General features: G+C 38.4%; 18 protein-coding genes and 3 pseudogenes. 6 read left to right on the top strand and 15 right to left on the bottom strand.

Annotated elements, in window-relative coordinates:
* Positions 1–503 precede the first annotated feature (503 nt).
* The 12 genes and pseudogenes from PBAT_RS17730 to PBAT_RS17755 form a co-directional block, all read right to left on the bottom strand.
* Positions 504–704, bottom strand: a pseudogene (locus PBAT_RS17730) (RNA polymerase subunit sigma-70); the annotation flags it as partial.
* Between the two features lie 312 nt (positions 705–1,016).
* Positions 1,017–1,178 carry a hypothetical protein gene (locus tag PBAT_RS25645; RefSeq protein ID WP_169810132.1) on the bottom strand — a complete coding sequence of 54 codons (162 nt, stop codon included), beginning with the start codon at positions 1,176–1,178 and terminating at the stop codon, positions 1,017–1,019.
* 174 nt (positions 1,179–1,352) lie between these two features.
* Positions 1,353–2,372, bottom strand: coding sequence for a Gfo/Idh/MocA family protein (locus PBAT_RS17735; RefSeq protein WP_068651426.1), 1,020 nt, complete (start codon positions 2,370–2,372; stop codon positions 1,353–1,355).
* Between the two features lie 52 nt (positions 2,373–2,424).
* Entirely contained in the window at positions 2,425–2,592 is a 168-nt protein-coding gene (locus PBAT_RS25310) for a hypothetical protein (RefSeq protein ID WP_157091326.1), read from the bottom strand.
* Positions 2,593–2,919: 327 nt separating this feature from the next.
* Positions 2,920–3,156 carry a hypothetical protein gene (locus PBAT_RS26010; protein WP_068651428.1) on the bottom strand — a complete coding sequence of 79 codons (237 nt, stop codon included), beginning with the start codon at positions 3,154–3,156 and terminating at the stop codon, positions 2,920–2,922.
* Positions 3,157–3,302: 146 nt separating this feature from the next.
* Complete coding sequence (locus PBAT_RS26250) at positions 3,303–3,437, bottom strand: hypothetical protein (protein ID WP_276326590.1); 135 nt, start codon at positions 3,435–3,437, stop codon at positions 3,303–3,305.
* Between the two features lie 269 nt (positions 3,438–3,706).
* Positions 3,707–3,841, bottom strand: a complete 135-nt coding sequence (locus tag PBAT_RS26405; protein ID WP_084403216.1) for an S-layer homology domain-containing protein — start codon at positions 3,839–3,841, stop codon at positions 3,707–3,709.
* A gap of 374 nt (positions 3,842–4,215) precedes the next feature.
* Positions 4,216–4,372, bottom strand: a pseudogene (locus PBAT_RS26410) (SF0329 family protein); the annotation flags it as partial.
* Between the two features lie 313 nt (positions 4,373–4,685).
* Complete coding sequence (locus PBAT_RS25320) at positions 4,686–4,838, bottom strand: hypothetical protein (protein WP_157091327.1); 153 nt, start codon at positions 4,836–4,838, stop codon at positions 4,686–4,688.
* 270 nt (positions 4,839–5,108) lie between these two features.
* On the bottom strand, positions 5,109–6,098 hold the full coding sequence (locus PBAT_RS17745; protein ID WP_068651430.1) for a cation diffusion facilitator family transporter: 990 nt from the start codon (positions 6,096–6,098) through the stop codon (positions 5,109–5,111).
* Between the two features lie 356 nt (positions 6,099–6,454).
* Entirely contained in the window at positions 6,455–7,189 is a 735-nt protein-coding gene (locus tag PBAT_RS17750) for a glucose 1-dehydrogenase (protein ID WP_068651432.1), read from the bottom strand.
* A gap of 144 nt (positions 7,190–7,333) precedes the next feature.
* Positions 7,334–7,768, bottom strand: a complete 435-nt coding sequence (locus PBAT_RS17755; RefSeq protein ID WP_068651434.1) for an Lrp/AsnC family transcriptional regulator — start codon at positions 7,766–7,768, stop codon at positions 7,334–7,336.
* 158 nt (positions 7,769–7,926) lie between these two features.
* Between PBAT_RS17755 and PBAT_RS17760 the strand changes: the two genes are divergently transcribed.
* Positions 7,927–8,397: a VOC family protein gene (locus tag PBAT_RS17760; RefSeq protein WP_068651436.1), complete on the top strand. Its 471-nt coding sequence runs from the start codon at positions 7,927–7,929 to the stop codon at positions 8,395–8,397.
* A 125-nt stretch (positions 8,398–8,522) separates the two neighbouring features.
* On the opposite strand, the gene PBAT_RS17765 is transcribed toward PBAT_RS17760, so the two are convergent.
* The 3 genes from PBAT_RS17765 to PBAT_RS17775 all read right to left on the bottom strand — a co-directional run bounded on the left by PBAT_RS17765 (position 8,523) and on the right by PBAT_RS17775 (position 11,388).
* Entirely contained in the window at positions 8,523–9,230 is a 708-nt protein-coding gene (locus tag PBAT_RS17765; protein WP_068651438.1) for a DNA alkylation repair protein, read from the bottom strand.
* Positions 9,231–9,542: 312 nt separating this feature from the next.
* On the bottom strand, positions 9,543–10,706 hold the full coding sequence (locus tag PBAT_RS17770; protein WP_068651440.1) for a sensor histidine kinase: 1,164 nt from the start codon (positions 10,704–10,706) through the stop codon (positions 9,543–9,545).
* Entirely contained in the window at positions 10,699–11,388 is a 690-nt protein-coding gene (locus PBAT_RS17775; protein ID WP_068651442.1) for a response regulator transcription factor, read from the bottom strand. Before PBAT_RS17775 ends, PBAT_RS17770 begins: the two co-directional genes overlap by 8 nt.
* A gap of 304 nt (positions 11,389–11,692) precedes the next feature.
* Between PBAT_RS17775 and PBAT_RS17780 the strand changes: the two genes are divergently transcribed.
* The 5 genes and pseudogenes from PBAT_RS17780 to PBAT_RS17795 all read left to right on the top strand — a co-directional run bounded on the left by PBAT_RS17780 (position 11,693) and on the right by PBAT_RS17795 (position 17,134).
* Positions 11,693–12,253, top strand: coding sequence for a hypothetical protein (locus PBAT_RS17780; protein WP_068651444.1), 561 nt, complete (start codon positions 11,693–11,695; stop codon positions 12,251–12,253).
* Positions 12,254–12,416: 163 nt separating this feature from the next.
* Positions 12,417–12,491 (top strand): annotated as a pseudogene (locus PBAT_RS26495) (hypothetical protein); the annotation flags it as partial.
* A gap of 117 nt (positions 12,492–12,608) precedes the next feature.
* Entirely contained in the window at positions 12,609–14,552 is a 1,944-nt protein-coding gene (locus tag PBAT_RS17785; protein WP_068651446.1) for an ABC transporter ATP-binding protein/permease, read from the top strand.
* Positions 14,552–16,348 (top strand): ABC transporter ATP-binding protein/permease, encoded by a 1,797-nt coding sequence (locus tag PBAT_RS17790; protein WP_068651448.1) that lies wholly within the window; start codon positions 14,552–14,554, stop codon positions 16,346–16,348. Before PBAT_RS17785 ends, PBAT_RS17790 begins: the two co-directional genes overlap by 1 nt.
* Before the next feature lie 150 nt (positions 16,349–16,498).
* Positions 16,499–17,134 (top strand): hypothetical protein, encoded by a 636-nt coding sequence (locus PBAT_RS17795; protein WP_068651450.1) that lies wholly within the window; start codon positions 16,499–16,501, stop codon positions 17,132–17,134.
* The last annotated feature ends 75 nt before the right edge of the window (positions 17,135–17,209 follow it).

Consider the following 17,209-nt stretch of genomic DNA (forward strand, 5'->3'; position numbering starts at 1 on the left):
TATAAGGGGAGCATATCATTTCCCAGGAGTTGTTCTTGTCCTTGCTATGCATAGAGCATTGTTTACATCTCACATACGTTGAAAATTTACATATCCGGATTAATAGCCTACCGTTTTTCTCCATTCAAAAGATTAATACCACTAATCATGCCATCCTTCCCTTATCCCGAAAGTTGCATTCTCACAAGGCTTCTCGCCCTCTTAAACATCCTATCCTTAATTAATTTTTCGTCGAAAGAATTCATCAAAAACACTTCAATTATTAACAAATGGTTTTTTCATAAAATAAATCTTCAGATTCATTTTATGTATTTATTAGATATTTACTTTTATATTGTAACTTTCATTAATATCTAATTCTCCAAACATACCTTGAGTTTTCACTTCTTATCCCCACTTATACTTGGGTTCTGCTCCAATCAGCTTGTCCCACCCTCACCTCACGAACCTCCCACTACAAACAATCCGTGCCTCTTCCTGACGTCGGTTCGTGTTCACAATGTCTTGACGATGTGCGCCACGAGTCGCAGGTTATGTTCTATAAGCATATTTCGCGCGTAGCCGTCTCCTTCGGCCATCAACTTTAAGTACTTGCTCTCATCTTTCTCGGATAGCGGTTGGGGAAATGCATTGTTCTTGACGTAAGATACCAGAAGCGTGAGTTCCTTGATAAATAAAGCGATCATACTGATCAGTCCAGACAAAGATGACACCTCCTACTGAATACAACAACCTACTGCGTTAACGGTCATTTTATTCTATGTAGGCGTGTGCCTATCTGTGCATGTACGGGGGAAATATGTATCTTAGGAAAGTAAAAAGGGCCTATTTATTCTTGTTGAACTAAGATTAGTCGACAACAAAGAAGTAATATTTAGTGCTATGGAGTAGGAAGGAGGATAGCTACAGTTGAGATAGATTTGAAAAAAACGCAAGAAAACGAAGATAACAAAAAAGGTCAACCATGGTGATAACTGACCATAATCGACCTTTTTATTGTATCGGTTTTGTGATCTTTAGGTAATAAAACTCAGATTGTACCGTGCGTACAATCGAACTGTGATGAATTCATTCGGCACTGGGTGGGAGTCAGACATCCCCCCACGCTGCAGCATTTCATGGAACGTGATTGCCCTGGTCTGTAGACCGTGATCGGTATTGATTCGTTCCCGTTTCATCCCTGTAAACTTACAGCGCCGTCTCCGGCAGTCCTAACAGATGGTTAATGTCGTCCCACAAACGTTTTTTCCAAAAACGCATACAGCATGTCTATATCCCTCTTTTTGTAAAAATTTTGAACAGAAAAGAGCCCATTATTGAGCATGGCAGCATCTGCTCGTGGGCCCTTTTCCTTATGTGCAGCTTATTGTCATCCCATCTAGAATGGCTTGGTCCGCCATAAGAGCAATCTCCATCGCGCGGTAAGCTTCGTCCAAAAGGGGCCAGGATGAAAGATTGTTCTCGATCATAGACAGGAAATAGTTCAACTGGGCGCCCGTCGGCTTCTCAGAGAAATCTATATTCATATGCCGAACGGTTCCCTTTCTGTAGTCTTCATATTCAATCATGTTCCCCAAATGCTGCACTTCGTGGGGTCGGTCGCATTTATAGATGATTCGGATCCGTCCAGCTGGACCAATAAACTCCTTCCGGTTGTCGGAGGGCATACCACTGCCCCATCCCGTTTCGAAAGAGCCGACAGAACCGTCTGACAGTCGGAGAGTAATAAGCCCGTAATTGTACGTGTAAGGCGGAACATCCTCGTCCAGCCGCTGCCCGATGCCATTAACGCTTAGAACGTCCGCCCCGGTGGCCCAGCGCATCACATCGATATAGTGAACCCCGCAGTCCACAATCGGTGATACATCCTTCAAGAGGGAAAGATGAGCCGCCCAATCCTTGGACTGCTTCAACTGGGTGAAACGCATGACCATCGGGGATCCAACAGCTCCGTCATGAATCATCTTCATGACCGCCTGGTAGGTGCTATTGTGTCGAAGGATGTGGCCAATCAGTACTTTCGGCTTGGACTCCCTAGCCATCTTCACGAACTCCAGCGTCTCCTTGGCGCTCTTGGCGATAGGCTTCTCGCATAAGACATGCTTGCCGGCGGCAATGCTTGCTTTGGCGATTTCCAGATGGGAGGACGGATACGTGGCGATTATAACGAAATCCACATCGCTTCGCTCAATGAGGATGCGATAATCGTTGCTCCAGCATTTAGCCCCGTATTTATGGGCAACTTGTGCAGCCTTCTCCTTATTCCAATCCACAACACCGACCAATCGGACCCGCTCTTCGCGTACAATGGCGTCCAAATGGAGGGTTCCCATATAGCCGCAACCGATCAATACCACTCCATACTTTTTCATAATGAATCATACCTTCCCTTGTTCACCCTCAAAGGGTTAATCTGATCTTATTCTATCGTAATCCAGTGCCTTCCTGAGTTGCAGATTTGCTCTCTGCCTGAACCACAGCAAGGGTCTCGGCAGTACTCTCCGGCGTGCATACTTCGATCGGCTGTTCATTCTGAACAGCATTCAGAAAATACACCAGCTCGTTATAATATCCGTTATCTGAAGAGCTCACGGAATGACTAATATCGCATCCGATCCGAGTGTAGCTGACGTTTCCAACCTCAATTCTCCCGATTCGTTCAGGGAGAGTTCAATACCGTCGAAGCCCTTTTTTGGCCAGCTTCGCGCATTCCAGCATCGGCCTTCCTTCCGGGAACAACCAGATGTTAATGCCCTTCTTCATATTCACGCCTCAACTTATTTGTGAAATTATTGAATTTCAAGTATGACGACTCATCGTTGTGAAGCGTTGTTCTTACCTGTATTATAGTAAATACAATGATTGATTTATTTAGTTAATGAAGATACTTTTTGGATTATTCCGTTATTAATCATCCATTTACATAATCTCACCAGAAGAGTCACTATTATCGATTACAATGAAGTAATTAATAAGATCTAAATGAGAAAGTAAGTTCTTAATGGATGTCTTATGTCTCCTTATAATGTTTTTGCAAGCTATATGGTGCCCTCCATTTTGAACACGAACCGCTACCCGTTCGATGTTAAGACGATAATCACCAAGCCCAACATAAAACATAGTGACTTCAAAATCATTCTGCCTTGCATCTCTCATAAGGCGAATAACGTTGCCACCCGCTAAGGTTGTTTCAACGGAAAAATCACGTCTATTTCGAATGCAATCCCTAGAGAGTGTAATTGCTTCTTTTCCTGCTGATATCTTATGACGTTCAGGATGATGTTAGGCATTAATTCCACGAGCTAACGCATCAGGTCCATAATTGATCGTAAGCTCTTAATTTCTTTGATAATTTCTTGCCGTCGCTCCCGAGTCGTGCTTGCTCGACAATGCTCAAGAGCAAGCTTGTAATGCTTTCGGGCGATGGATAGCTTCATATTTTTCAATACTTCCTATGAGCAATACTGTCACATCTCATCTATTCTTTCAGCACTATCAATATTAGACACTCCACATGACTAGTCTACGGGAACGTAGGCTTTTTGGTTTCCAATTTGACAATTCTGGCCCAAGTAGAAAAGCCGTGTAGAAGTTAATAACTAACTTCTAAACGGCTTTTCGTTGATTATTTTGTTATTATATCCGTTAATTCTGGTTGCAATAATGTATGAATTTCTGCTTTCTAGCTGCAATAAGTTCAAGATCATCACAACTGCTTCAGCTCAAGTAACTTTTCCTTTGGGCGGAATGTACCATCAGTATACCCACTAATTACTCCATGTCCCGCTAATACAGCAATCGATTGGTAAGCCCAGTGTGAGTCAATCTCCTTTCTGTGAATCTTGCTGCACCATCTTCTCTAACAGTAAGCGCGAGCTAATACTTTTTCAATAGCAATGATATCTAATTTAAACAATCCATGATCCTCATTTGACCGGCGTCGTAGTAATAACTAATGCCCTCTAGGTAGCACATTATGCTCCATATTACGCTATAGGATATGAGTATTATTCTTCCGAAAGAATCTTCGTTGCTACGATTGCAAGATCTTTGATGGCGACCTCGCCATCTCTGTTGACATCGGCTACTTTATGCCACCGTTTATTTAAATATTAATATCTTTTAAACAATGCTATGTCTAAGAATATAGTCAACTTTCAAGTAATTACATAATTAACCCATTTATAACCCAGCCTATTTTCACAATTTCACACCCGCCATATTGAGCACGTTCTTTTTATCTACAGCAATATATAACAAAGCCCTGGTTTATCAGGTAAATAACGATAGTTGGTTGCACGATATTCTACCCTTCCATTTAACGCAGGGCAGAGAAACTCTCCAGTTGTTGCTTCAATTTACTCCAAGACATGTATTCTCCTATGTTTTATATACAATCACCAACTCATAAAAAAGCCTGCTAATTCAGCAGACTTTGTTAAAAAACTTACTTCTCAATGCTCCCGATGTTCATGTACGGTGTAAAAATGTATCTTCGGAAAACAAACAGTGCCCGTATTTGATAAATTATTTTTATTTCTCCAAATTAAATGTCTCAATTAAATCACTAACTTCGTCTAATGTTTTGTACTGTTCTATTAAACTTTTACCCTTAATTTTATTCTCAAGATCCAGTGTATCTACAACTTGAGAAACATATGAGATGTATAGTTCTAATTTCTGTTTCATTTCATCGTTTGATACTCTACGGGTGATGATGACATAGGGGAATTAAACCTATTTATATTATCAGGAATCTTCACGTACTCACCAACAGCACCATATTTTTGGGTTAGACCAAATGAAATTGAGATCATGAGTCTCTTTTTACTCTGCATAACGGCTTCCCCCCACCATAAAATAATGTTTCACCTAGATACTTATGCGAATCGATTATTACACTACCTATTCGACACAACCCAGTTTCACCCTTTATGATGTTCATAGCAATAGAGCTGAACCTCCCTTCTAATGGTGAGTTTCAACTACTTCTTACAACCTGAATAATGAGCAAACAAAAAATGGTGATATAGGAAATGTCTCCCTGCACCACCACAATTAAATAGTATTATATTTGTTTACAACTCATTCATAGTATCGTTAAAATGCTATTTGTCGCTAACAGTCCAAGTCTGCTGATCATCATCCTCTATAATTCCGAACGTAACATCTACGATATCCGGATCTTGTAATACAAGATTTCGAATATCAAATTTAATATCATCAGCATCAGCCAGGGTTAACCCTTTTTCAAGCTCTATCAGGCCATCTACATGGTAGTAACGCCCTTCTTGCATAATCCGTAAAGAATAAATATCTTTCACATGTGGTGCTTGAAGTATAATATTCGAAATTCTTGTTTCTATTTCTTGTGGTGCTGCTACTCCAATCAGACCCACCATATTGTCGTAACCCACTTTAAAAGCAACGCCAACCATGAGTATACCAATGAGAATTGTAGTTACTCCATCCAAATAGGGCGAAGCCACAAACGAAGTGACAACGATGGTTATAAGTGCAAGAAGTGCTCCTGTTACAGCTACAAGATCCTCATAGAAAACCAGTCTCGTAGGGGGTGCTGAACGACTCACATTTTTAAATGCACCTACCACAATCCCCATACCGTGTACCTCTACTCGAGCTTCATGAAGAATTTCTTTCATCGCTTTATACAAAATAGCCCCATCAACCACAACGTTAATTACAAGTACAGTCACACTTAACCAGAAGTATCCTCCGCTCTGCTCCGGATGCTGGATTAAATGTATCCCTTCGAGGATCGTTTCGTATGCCATAACGGTAACGACGAGGACTGCAATCATACAGAAAATGTTGATGACACGCCCAAAACCTGTTGGGAAACGTCGTGTAGCTTTTTTCTCCGAGAGTACACTTCCAACAAACACAAAGCCTTGGTTAATCGCATCTGCAAGTGAATGCATAGCCGATGCAAACATGGTTCCATTTCCGCTTAATGATGCAGCAACCGTCTTAATTCCAGCCAACACTGCATTACCTGTCATAGCAATCGCAGAAGATTTATTTCCTTTTTTTATTAACTGCCAAAGCGTTTCTTTGTCCGTGGATACTGGTCTCATTGTTCCTCCTAGTTATTCGCAAGTGACGTTATTTAATCTTAAGTCTTCTTGTGAATGATATACACATTATGTACTAAAAATACAATATCAATTATTCGAAATAATTGATACTGTATTTTAGAAGTCCCGTTTTTTTATTTAGAGCTGCTATATCCATCTTGTTTCCATATGTCTACTTGAGTATTGTATCCTGCGCCTGACAATCGTGTTGAAAACCTTACTAGTCTTACCTATTTTCGTGAAAATAGCACCATAACACGAAACATCAAAGGGACACCCTATTGGATGCCCCTTAAGTAACAAGAAGATTTATTATAGTAATGAGCTTGGTACAAGACCGAACTCATTATCAAAGATTACATTGCTGTTAATCCACCGTCGATGACAAATTCAGAACCTGTTGAATAACTTGATTCATCAGATGCAAGGAACAGCACAAGATTTGATACTTCTTCAGATTGAGCTAGTCTTTTAAGTGGAATATGTTTAGCAAATTCCTTGATCGTATCAACTGCATCACCTTGTGTAACCATTGGTGTTTCAATAACACCTGGATGCACTGAGTTTACTCGGATACCCATCGGTGCTAATTGAAGAGCTGCTGCTTTGGTCATTCCACGAACAGCGAATTTCGTATCCGTATAACCAATTGCTCCACCGACTAACCCATTCATTGATGAGATATTTACGATAGAGCCATTTCCTGTCTTTTTCATAGAAGAAGCAGTTGCCTTTATTCCAAGGAAAACAGAAACTTGGTTGATGTCCACTATTTTCCGATAATCTGCTTCTGTCATGTCAAATATGGATTTGCTCATGCTAATGCCTGCATTGTTCACTAGGATGTTGACAGGACCAAATGTATTTTCTGTTTCTGCCACAACCGTATCCCAGTCAGCTGCCTTTGTTACATCTTGTTTCACAAACTTCACATTTTCCCCTAATTCTGCTGCTAAGGCTTGTCCGCCCTCTTCATTCAAATCAGTAAAAACAACTTTTGCACCTTCACTTACAAATTTGCGGACATGAGATTCTCCCATACCACGTGCGCCACCTGTGATAATAGCTACTTTACCTGCTAAACGTTCCATTCAAATCTCTCCTTTAGGTTCTTAGATGTCACTAAATTATACTATAAGTAAAATGATTTTCAAATTTTAAGGGCTTATCTTAAGCCGTTATTATTTTTAGCAGGATCTAAGTCAACATTTCTCATAAAAATAGTTTGCATCCATTTAGAGCAAGACCCTGTTTTCCAATATATTTTTCAAACTGATATGAGACTTTGAAGGTCCGAACTTGATAAGGGAATCTTGAAATTCAGCAAGTTCCTCAATCGATGCGGTTTGTACCTTAATGAGATAGTTATATTCTCCACTAATCCGAAATAAATCAGTTACTTCCATAGCCTTTTCACAAAAATTAGTGAGATCTTGGCAATGTTCTGTTTTTAATAGAATAAAAGTGGTCGTGCCTCGATTCAAATCCCTTAAATTGAAAACAGTATTATACCCAGAAATGATGTTTTTCTCTTCTAACTTGATCATTCTTTCTTTAACGGATGGTTGAGACATTGAAACCTCTTTACTGATTTGAGAAATGGACATTCGTGCATTGTACTGAAGTAATGCCATGATCTTTTTATCAATATTATCCATCATTTGCTCCATATCAATAACCCCCTGACTCATTTGGGCAAAATAAACCTATTCATCTAAAATACCTTATATTTAACAATCACATTACTATAAAAGACTTATATTTTGCATGTAACTCATGTATTAACCCAACTATAATAAATATATATTATATCAGGGAGTGATGATAGATGAGTGTAAAAGGCCTCTCACATGTAGCTATCCAAGCCAGAGATTATAAAGCAACGATTACATTTTATATTGACGTTTTAGGGTTTAAGTTAGGACATCATTGGAGTCTACCGTCTTTTCAAATTAAAGAAGCTTCCATGCTGATTTCACCTGATCAAAGAACCTGCATTGAGATTTTCGATAACGATGCCGTCATCCCCGCTCAAGGGAAGAAAGCATTGTCTGAAGACGATATAGCTCACGGTGCGTTATTACATCTCGCATTCTATGTGGATAATGTAGATGAAATCTATCAAAAAGCTATTGCTCATGGCGCAAGGGCCTTTATAGAACCGGATCACCTTTCTCTTGGAGAACCGCCTCTTGTAATAAAGAACGCTATTATTCACAGTCCTAATGGGGAAATCATCGAATTTATTGAGGATGTTGATTTTGATATGTCTACCAGAGCCCATGTAAATTTACAATAGTTGAACCATAATTAAAAGTCCCTAACCTATGACAGGTCGGGGACTTTTAATTATGCGATATGTGCCAACATTCAGTCGTTCGTCTTTCCAACAATATACTCCGAACCTTCCCCCAACAAAAAATTCTAACACCTTACATGTTTGCGTTTGAAGCCGAGTCTCCCTTTTTCTACTACCTTCTCTATATTAACTGAAGCATTCAAGAGCTTGCTTTTGGCATTACTCAGATTGACTTCTACCGGACCTACCTCCTCCGCGATTTCGACTGCCTTATCATGAAGCGGTAGATAGGATGCCGCCACAGTATATATGAAATTGTTCATCGCATATTTCGTGCGATCGGGAGCATCATGAATAGTATTTTTTATAAGTTCCAACATATCAGCGATCTTCCCTTCGGAAAATTCGCTGTCCGGACGATTGCCTAGCAGCCAGCAGTAACAGTTCCAACCCGCCGACATTTTTAGCTCCATATCGCTTGCAATCCATTTATCGGAAACTTCTTGCGCTATATCTGTTTCTGCCAAGGTAACTGCTACCACAAAATCCGATAGCATATAAAAATAAGCTCCATCAATCCACCGTTCAAAATCCGCCTCAGACATTGCTTTGGGATCGGCTATCACCCCCGCAAAGTACATTGCGTCGTAATTTCCTGTGGCATAAAGCTGTTCGGCCAATGGTTGATTGTGTTTTATTTTCTTGAAGATGGGCTTCATCTCGCCTGTAGCCACGCCAAAAAGCGGTTCATGTGCGCCATTGGATTGGTATATTTTCTTAGTGCGTTCCTTGCCGAGAGCTTCAAGCTCTTGCATAACCGATTCTAGATTCATTATTCGCACTCCTTTTTGATGGTTTGTCCTTAGGGATAAAGCCGTCTTGACTTGAATATATCATAAACCGGCATTAATTCAATGAAATCAAGGCCAAGGTAGGGGCTGCTATGCACCTTTGGCAAATGGCGGATCAATCGAGTTGCTTCAAACGGTATCGACAGGCACCTTTTTGCGGTTGTCATTTCCTAATAGTAACTAATCTTTGAAGGCAAGAGGAAGGGTTTCTTACCCCGTATAGCGGAGAGTTCGTATCACTCTATCGACCAATTTTTAGGGTACCCTCTTTTTTGGGGACAAAGGCCCACGATTTTACGGTGAATCATAGTTATTTTTTAAGATTACATGAAAGCAAGTTCCGCCATTTTCATTATCGGTAACAGTAATTGTGCCGTTATGCTTTTTGATAATACTGTCAACAATTGAAAGACCTAAGCCTGCGCCACCCATTTGACGGGAACGTGAATTGTCGACACGATAAAAGGGCTCAAATATATTCTTTTTGTTGTTTTCGGCAATACCGATGCCTGTATCTTTAATTTTGATTGAAACCTGTTCTTTACTTATTCTGTTTACAATAACATCAACCCTACCGCCATCAACATTGTACTTAATTCCGTTTTCCACAAGGTTGTAAAAAACACGATACAATAAGTCGATATTTCCATTAACAACGCTATTATCAGAATCTAAGTACAGCGTAACATTTTTATCTTTAGCTATGTGAGAAAGATCGGATATAATATCCTCAAAAATAATTTTCACACAGATGCTGCTCTGCTCTTCGTTATCGTTCATATTCGTCATATCTAACAGGTTACCGATGAGTCCTCTCAAGCGGCTTGTTTGCTTTTCAATAACGGAAATAAGAGCATCATATTCCTCGTTTGTATGATCTTTTTTCTTCTTAAATACATCAACCTTTGTTTGCAACACAGCAAGGGGTGTTCTAAGCTCGTGGGCGGCACTTGCGGAAAATCTTCCTTGCATCATAAAAGCATTATTCAACTTATCCGTCATTTCATTAAATGTTACAGTAAGCTCAGCAATTTCATCCATTGTAGGTGGCACAGATAATGTTTCAGATAGATTATGCACATTTATGTTTTTCACTTGGCCATTTAGCGTATCAAGAGGTTTCAATGCCTTGCCGGAAATATAGTAGGTTAAGAATCCCCCGCCTACTATAACGAAAAGCATATACATAATGCTATCAGTTCTAAAATCCTTTCTTGCTGTTTGAGAATCATCAGATGGAACGATCGGGGTCATGTTCCTTGACGGTAATTGAGAGCTTTCATCAACCCATCCATTTTCGCCGATCTCTTTTGCCGGGAGTGTCAAAGTTGCATCAATCCTTGTAGCCATTGTTTCAGCAGATAAATTAAGTATTAAGGTAAGACCTACACAACAAACAGTCAAAAGACCAACAATCATAACCGTAATCCGCAATCGAATTGGCATTTTTTTAAGCATTAACATCACCATACTTTTCTGATAACAAGTACCCTTCGCCGATTTTCGTTCCTATGGGGTCATAGTTCAAAACGTCCTTTAGCTTCTTTCGGAGAGTTGAAATATGAACCCGAATAGCACCGCTAAAGCTGTCCGCATTCTGATCCCAAACATGTTCAATCAGTTCTTCTTGGCTAACCACTCTATCTTTGTTAAGCAAAAAATATTCAAGCAATGCAAATTCTTTTTTTGTAAGTGAGATTTCATCTTCATTAAGAACTGCCATACGCTTTGACAAATCCACCTTAATTGCACCGCAGGAAAGCATACTACTTTCTTGCACAAACTTTCGCCTTAACAAATTTCGTATTCTTGCTTCCAACTCGGCGAAATCAAATGGCTTCTCCAAATAATCATTTGCACCTATGTTTAAACCTTTCACTTTGTCATTAACACTACTTCTTGCACTGAGAATAAGTACCTTTAAATCCGGCTTTTCATCTCGTATCTTTGCTAAAACCTCAAGCCCATCCATTTTCGGGAGGTTTAAGTCAAGTACAACTAAGTCGTAGTTCACTTCATATAAAAGCTCGTAAGCAGCTTCACCGTTGTCACAGGTATCCACTGCATAACCATCTATTCGAAGCCCATCTGCAATCGCTTCTTGCAAATCAAGCTCGTCCTCAACAATAAGTATCCTCATACGCAAATCACCTCTTTTACTAATGTACCTAAGTATAGGTTAAATCTATGTTAAGTATTTGATTCACAACAAAAGAAAATCCTTTAACAGGAATTTAACATCGTTTGTTCTACAATGGTGACACAAGTTTAGGAGGTATAAAAAAAGTTCTACAAAGCGCAATTAAAAAAAAGAAAAACTATTATAGTCGATAGGAGTAAACAAATGTTTGAAATTAAGAATGTATCAAAACAGTATAACAGTGAATTCGCTTTGATATTTCATTTAGAATTTAACAAATATTTAATGAAGGTGGAAATGTAATATGAAAAAAAGGATGATATCGTTAGTACTAATAGGATTGATGGCTAGTATGTTAGTTGGGTGTTCAGATAAACCAACAGAGGTAAATGATAAAAAGGAATCTGGGCAGACTAAAAACTTTCAAAAAGAAGAGAACGATAAAGACCGTGATCAGAAAAATAAAGATTTAAAGGAAGACGATAAAAATAGTCAAAACAATAATGAGGAAGATTGGTACGGAGAAGATCTTGATGATAGAGTAGATGACAGTGACTTGTCTAAAGAAGAACAGGCTTTAAACAGAGAACTTGGGAAACTTGATGATGGACGTTATGAAATTGAAGTCGTTTATCCTTATGAAGATCGTGTACGTTTTAATGTCTTATATCGTTTTGTAGATAAAGACAAACAAGTCAAAGATGGTGTTGGACAGGTATCAGAAGCTGGAAAGATACCTGAAAATGATGATGATGCACTTACTCTTAATCTGGATGACAAACTAAAAGGCAAAAATATTACTCGTCACGGATTATATATAGTAGAGGTTACAGATGGTGTCATTGTTTCAGTGTCCACTAGATAAGGATTTAGAATATTGTATTATAGAGTGAGGTTAAATATTATCTTAAATATATTATGATGAAATTTTTTAGCTTTACTTGATTAGAACATAATTTAACAGAATGCCATCATCTTTCAAAAGGTATACTTTTTGAAAGATTTTTTTTTAGTAAGGATTAAGATGGGTTTATTTTAAACGATTTGTTATTGAAACTGCTATAAAAGAATTTAATGAATTAACAGATAGTGTACCGACTTAACAGGGATTTAACATCGTTTATTATACAATGGTGACACAAGTTTAGGAGGTATAAAAAAGTTCTACAAAGCGCAATTAAAAAAAAAGAAAAACTATTATAGTGGATAGGAGTAAACAAATGTTTGAAATTAAAAATGTATCAAAACAGTATAACGGCGAATTCGCTTTGAATGATATTTCCTTTAAAATGGGAAAAGGATTGAATTTTATAATCGGAGCTTCGGGTAGCGGTAAAACGACTCTTTTGAAAATCATCAGCGGTATGGAACAAGATTTTGATGGCGAGGCTTACTATTGCGGTAAGAGCATTAAAGAATTAACCTCCAATGAAAAAGGCTATTATTACAACAATATTTTCGGATTTATTTGGCAGGATTTTAATTTGCTCGAAGATTTATCGGTCTTAGAGAATGTGTTGTTGCCACAGTATTTAAAAAATAATCAAAATCAAAAGTACGCTGCTACGCTTTTAACAGACCTCAAAATATTTGACCTTGCACATCAAAAAGTGAAATATCTTTCTGGTGGTCAAAAACAGCGTGTTGCTATCGCAAGAGAGCTTATGAAAAATCCACAGGTTATTATTGCAGACGAGCCAACAAGTGCCTTAGATGAAAAAACCGCAAAAACAACAATGGATATTCTGAGAGATATTTCTAAAAAAAGGACAGTTATCGTTGTCACCCATGATACCAATTTGATTGATAATCAATCTAAAATTATACACTTGGATAAGGGAGAATTAATTGCAACACCACAAGAAATTGTAACTACAACAGAAAATCTTAAGTACGATAAAAGTCATCGCTTATCTATCAAAAATGCTTTTGCACTCACCAAATCGAATGTTAGAAGAAAATTCGGGCGATTTTCAGTATCAACCCTAGCTCTAATGGTTGCAGGAATATTATGTCTTACAACTGTAAGTGGGGCAATTGGGGGCAGCAGTCAAGGTGAGTTTGACAAGCTGATTGATACTTATGGCGAAGGACTTAAAGATATTACGGTAGTTGGCAGTTTTACGAGTGCGAAAGGAACAGAAGGTAATACGGAAGAAAAGCCTAGCGCTGATGTCACACAGGATATTGGTGGCTTATATGATAAATATGTAGGCGATGAGCGTGTTGACTTTACTGCTTTTTCACAAGCGGTTGATGATATAAAAGTAACGGTTAGCGGCAAAGAATATCAAATACAAAAAACAGGCAGTGTTCCGACAATCAATAAGCTTGTAGCAGGAAACATGCCGACAGGTAAAAACAACGAGATTGTTGTCCCAGAAAGTTTTGTTAAAACATTGGGAATATCAAATGAGCAATTAATAGGCAAAGAAATTGATTTTAACGGCTCTGTTTACAATTGGGACACTGGTGAGCCTGTTTTAAAAGACGTATCCCTAACCGCTACCATTGTAGGCGTTGCAGATACTACTGCCTATGATGAAGTTGAAGGCAAAGTGATAGAGTATTCCGTTGATGACTCCTTCTTCTTCAGCAAATCCGCACTTGACGATTTGAGAGGACAAGCAGAAATTAAAAATAAACCAATGGATTTTCTTATTCGAGCAAAGACGCCTGCTGATATGATTTCCATTAAAGATGAGCTTAACGAAAACGGTATTGTTCCTCTTGGCAGATTTGAACTTGTTGAAGATATTGTTAGATTAAATAAGCAAACAACCGAACAGTCAGGTACTGCAAGTGTACTCATAGGAATTCTATCTATCGTTATGGTTATTGCTATTTTCCTTATCACAGGTTTTATGAGAAAAAGAGAATTTGCCATTTATAAAGTCAGCGGCTTTCACAATGCTCATTTGAGCCTGCTTAACTTGACGGAGATGATAACACAAACCATTACAGCGATCCTGTTGATGCTTGTTACCTCACCCCTTATTGATTTAGCCACCAAAGGCTTGTTCGGCGTAAATATTCTTACTACAAAGATGTTGCTTACGGGAGTTCTGTTGATTGCTTTATTAGCCATAGTGGCTTACTTTACAACAGCTATTGCTATCATAAAGACGAATACAACCAAAGCTTTGAAGACGGGTGACCGATAATGATTGAGATAAATAACCTTATAAAAAGATATGATAATTCAGTTATTCTTGATGATACGAGCTTTACCTTTCCAAGCAAGGGACTTATTTGCCTTCTAGGTGCATCGGGCTCTGGGAAAAGCACGCTGCTTAATATGATTGCAGGCTTTGACAGCCAGTACAGTGGCGACATTACGGTTGGAGGTACTTCGATAAGCAAGCTAAACGCCGATGAACTATGTGCGTATCGTAGAAATAATATCGGATTTATCTTTCAAAACTACCATCTTTTAAGCGGATATACCGTACTTGAGAACATCTTGCTTTCTTGTGAGCTAAATCCTTCAAGTGAAGAGGTAAATAGAAGAAATGCCCTAGAACTGTTAAATAAACTGGGATTATCACAAAAGGCTGATGAGAAAATCGAAAACCTCTCGGGCGGTCAAAAGCAAAGAGCTGCTATTGCAAGAGCGTTAATTAGCAATCCTCGTATTGTCTTAGCAGATGAGCCGACAGGGGCATTAGACCGTAGCAACTCAAATGAAATTATGGAATTGTTAAAAGAGATTTCAAAAGACCGTTTGGTTATTGTGATTACTCACGATCAAAATATTTGTAACTTTGCAGATGACGTCATTCATATTGAGAACGGAAAAATGATTTCAAAAGATATCGACACTCAAACAGATATTACTGGTGATCATAAACTTAGCTTAAATATGGATATCAAAGTATCTGCATTCAAGCTAGGGCTTAAGAACTTCAATGTTCATCTCACACGATATATTGCTGTCAGTCTGGCAATTTCCATTGGTATCCTTGCATTTATGTTGTCTTTATCTTCCGGAAATATTATGGAAAATTCCATTTCGGATTTCAAGGAAAAAAATACCGCCTTTAACAACGGCTATATCCAAGGCCAAGATGATGGAACAGTTTTGAAAATATTGAATTCCGATGAGCGTATCGAAAATGTTTATTATCAATACAAAATAACGGATGTCACTTTAAGGTTGGGCGATAAAAAAGAAATGTTGACAGAAAAATACCCAATGCCAAAGGCTACTGAAAATATGTCATACGGTACTATGCCAAAAGCAGGTCAAAATGAAATGGCCCTTAGTCCGAGTCTTGCTAAAAAGTTTGAAAATGATATTAGTAATTTGCTTGGTAAAGAACTCACCTTACAATACGGTGAGAAAGAATACACGCTTACGATAAGCGGCATTTATAATGCAGGCTACGATGATTTCTTTGTAAGTTCCGATATTGAACAGGAATTTTATAAAAATGTGGATGGTCAAAAACCCCATTCCATTAGTTACGATGTAAAAGACTTTGAAGATATTGTTTCAGTAAGTCAGATGCTTACTAACAAAAAAATTGACAGTAAAGATTCCGCCAAAGAAGTAGGAGCTTTGCAAAGTACATTCAACAGTCTTAACCACTTGTTCTTTATCGTTTCTATTTTAATTTTAGCAATTGGTTTGTTTATCAGTACAGTACTTCTGATCAAACTTCAAAATTCGAGATACAAGGAATTAGGACTGCTGTCGGCTTTAGGATTTAATAAAGGAAGCATACAAAAAATGATAGTCAGCGAAAATCTGCTTCTATCGGCCATGTCGGCTATCTTTAATGCTGTTCTCGTTGGCTGTGCTTATTTAATAAGTATGGTCTTCAGTATATCAATGGTCATTACCCTATCACAAATCTTACTGTCAATACTTTCTACAGGCGTTGTTGTTATTGTGATTAGCGTAATAGCCAGCCACAAGTTAATTCATACAGAGCCTGCAGTAGCTTTGAGAAAGTAACGATTGCAAGCGAGATAATGCACAATAGTGACAAATTAAACCGGAATTCTTAAATGCCGCCATATTCCCGACACAATCAACTGATATATTAAGTGTGTAGCAACTGAACACCATTATGAAGAATATAAAACACTCTAGGAGGAATTTAAAATGAAAAAATCACTAACAATCGCTTCACTTGTACTAGCTATATCTGCTATCGGAACATCTGTATATGCATCCAGTGACTTCGAAATTGGTAAATCCAGTGAAGCTGTCAGCATAGAAAAAATGGCAAAAGAACAAGGTATCACAGTTGATAAAATGACCGCTAAGCTTAAAGAAGAAGGAAAGCTCTTGAAAGGTGTAAAGCCAACAGACTCCACACCATCCAGTGAAGCTGTCAACTTAGAAGAAATGGCAAAAGAACAAGGCATCACCGTTGATAAACTGATCGCTAAGCTTACAAAAGAAGGAAAGCTTACGAAAGCTGCAACAACAACAGACTCCACACAATCCACACAATCTAGTGAAGCTGTCAGCCTAGATGAAATGGCAAAAGAACAAGGTATCACGGTAGATCAACTAATCGCTAAGCTTGAAAAAGAAGGAAAGCTTACGAAAGCTGCAACAACAACAGCATCCACACTATCCACACCATCTAGTGAAGCTGTCAACTTAGAAGTAATGGCAAAAGAACAAGGCATTACGGTAGATGAACTGATCGCTAAGCTTGAAAAAGAAGGAAAGCTTACGAAGGCTGCAACAACAACAGCATCCACACAATCAGAAAAAATCAATAAATAACATATAGAGCCCAGCTAGGGCTGTCACTAAAGTAAACTTCTAGTCCGGAGAGCTTTTGGGACAGCTCTGTTGTTC

Source organism: Paenibacillus antarcticus, from assembly GCF_001637225.1.
Taxonomy (GTDB): Bacteria; Bacillota; Bacilli; order Paenibacillales; family Paenibacillaceae; genus Paenibacillus_AQ; species Paenibacillus_AQ antarcticus.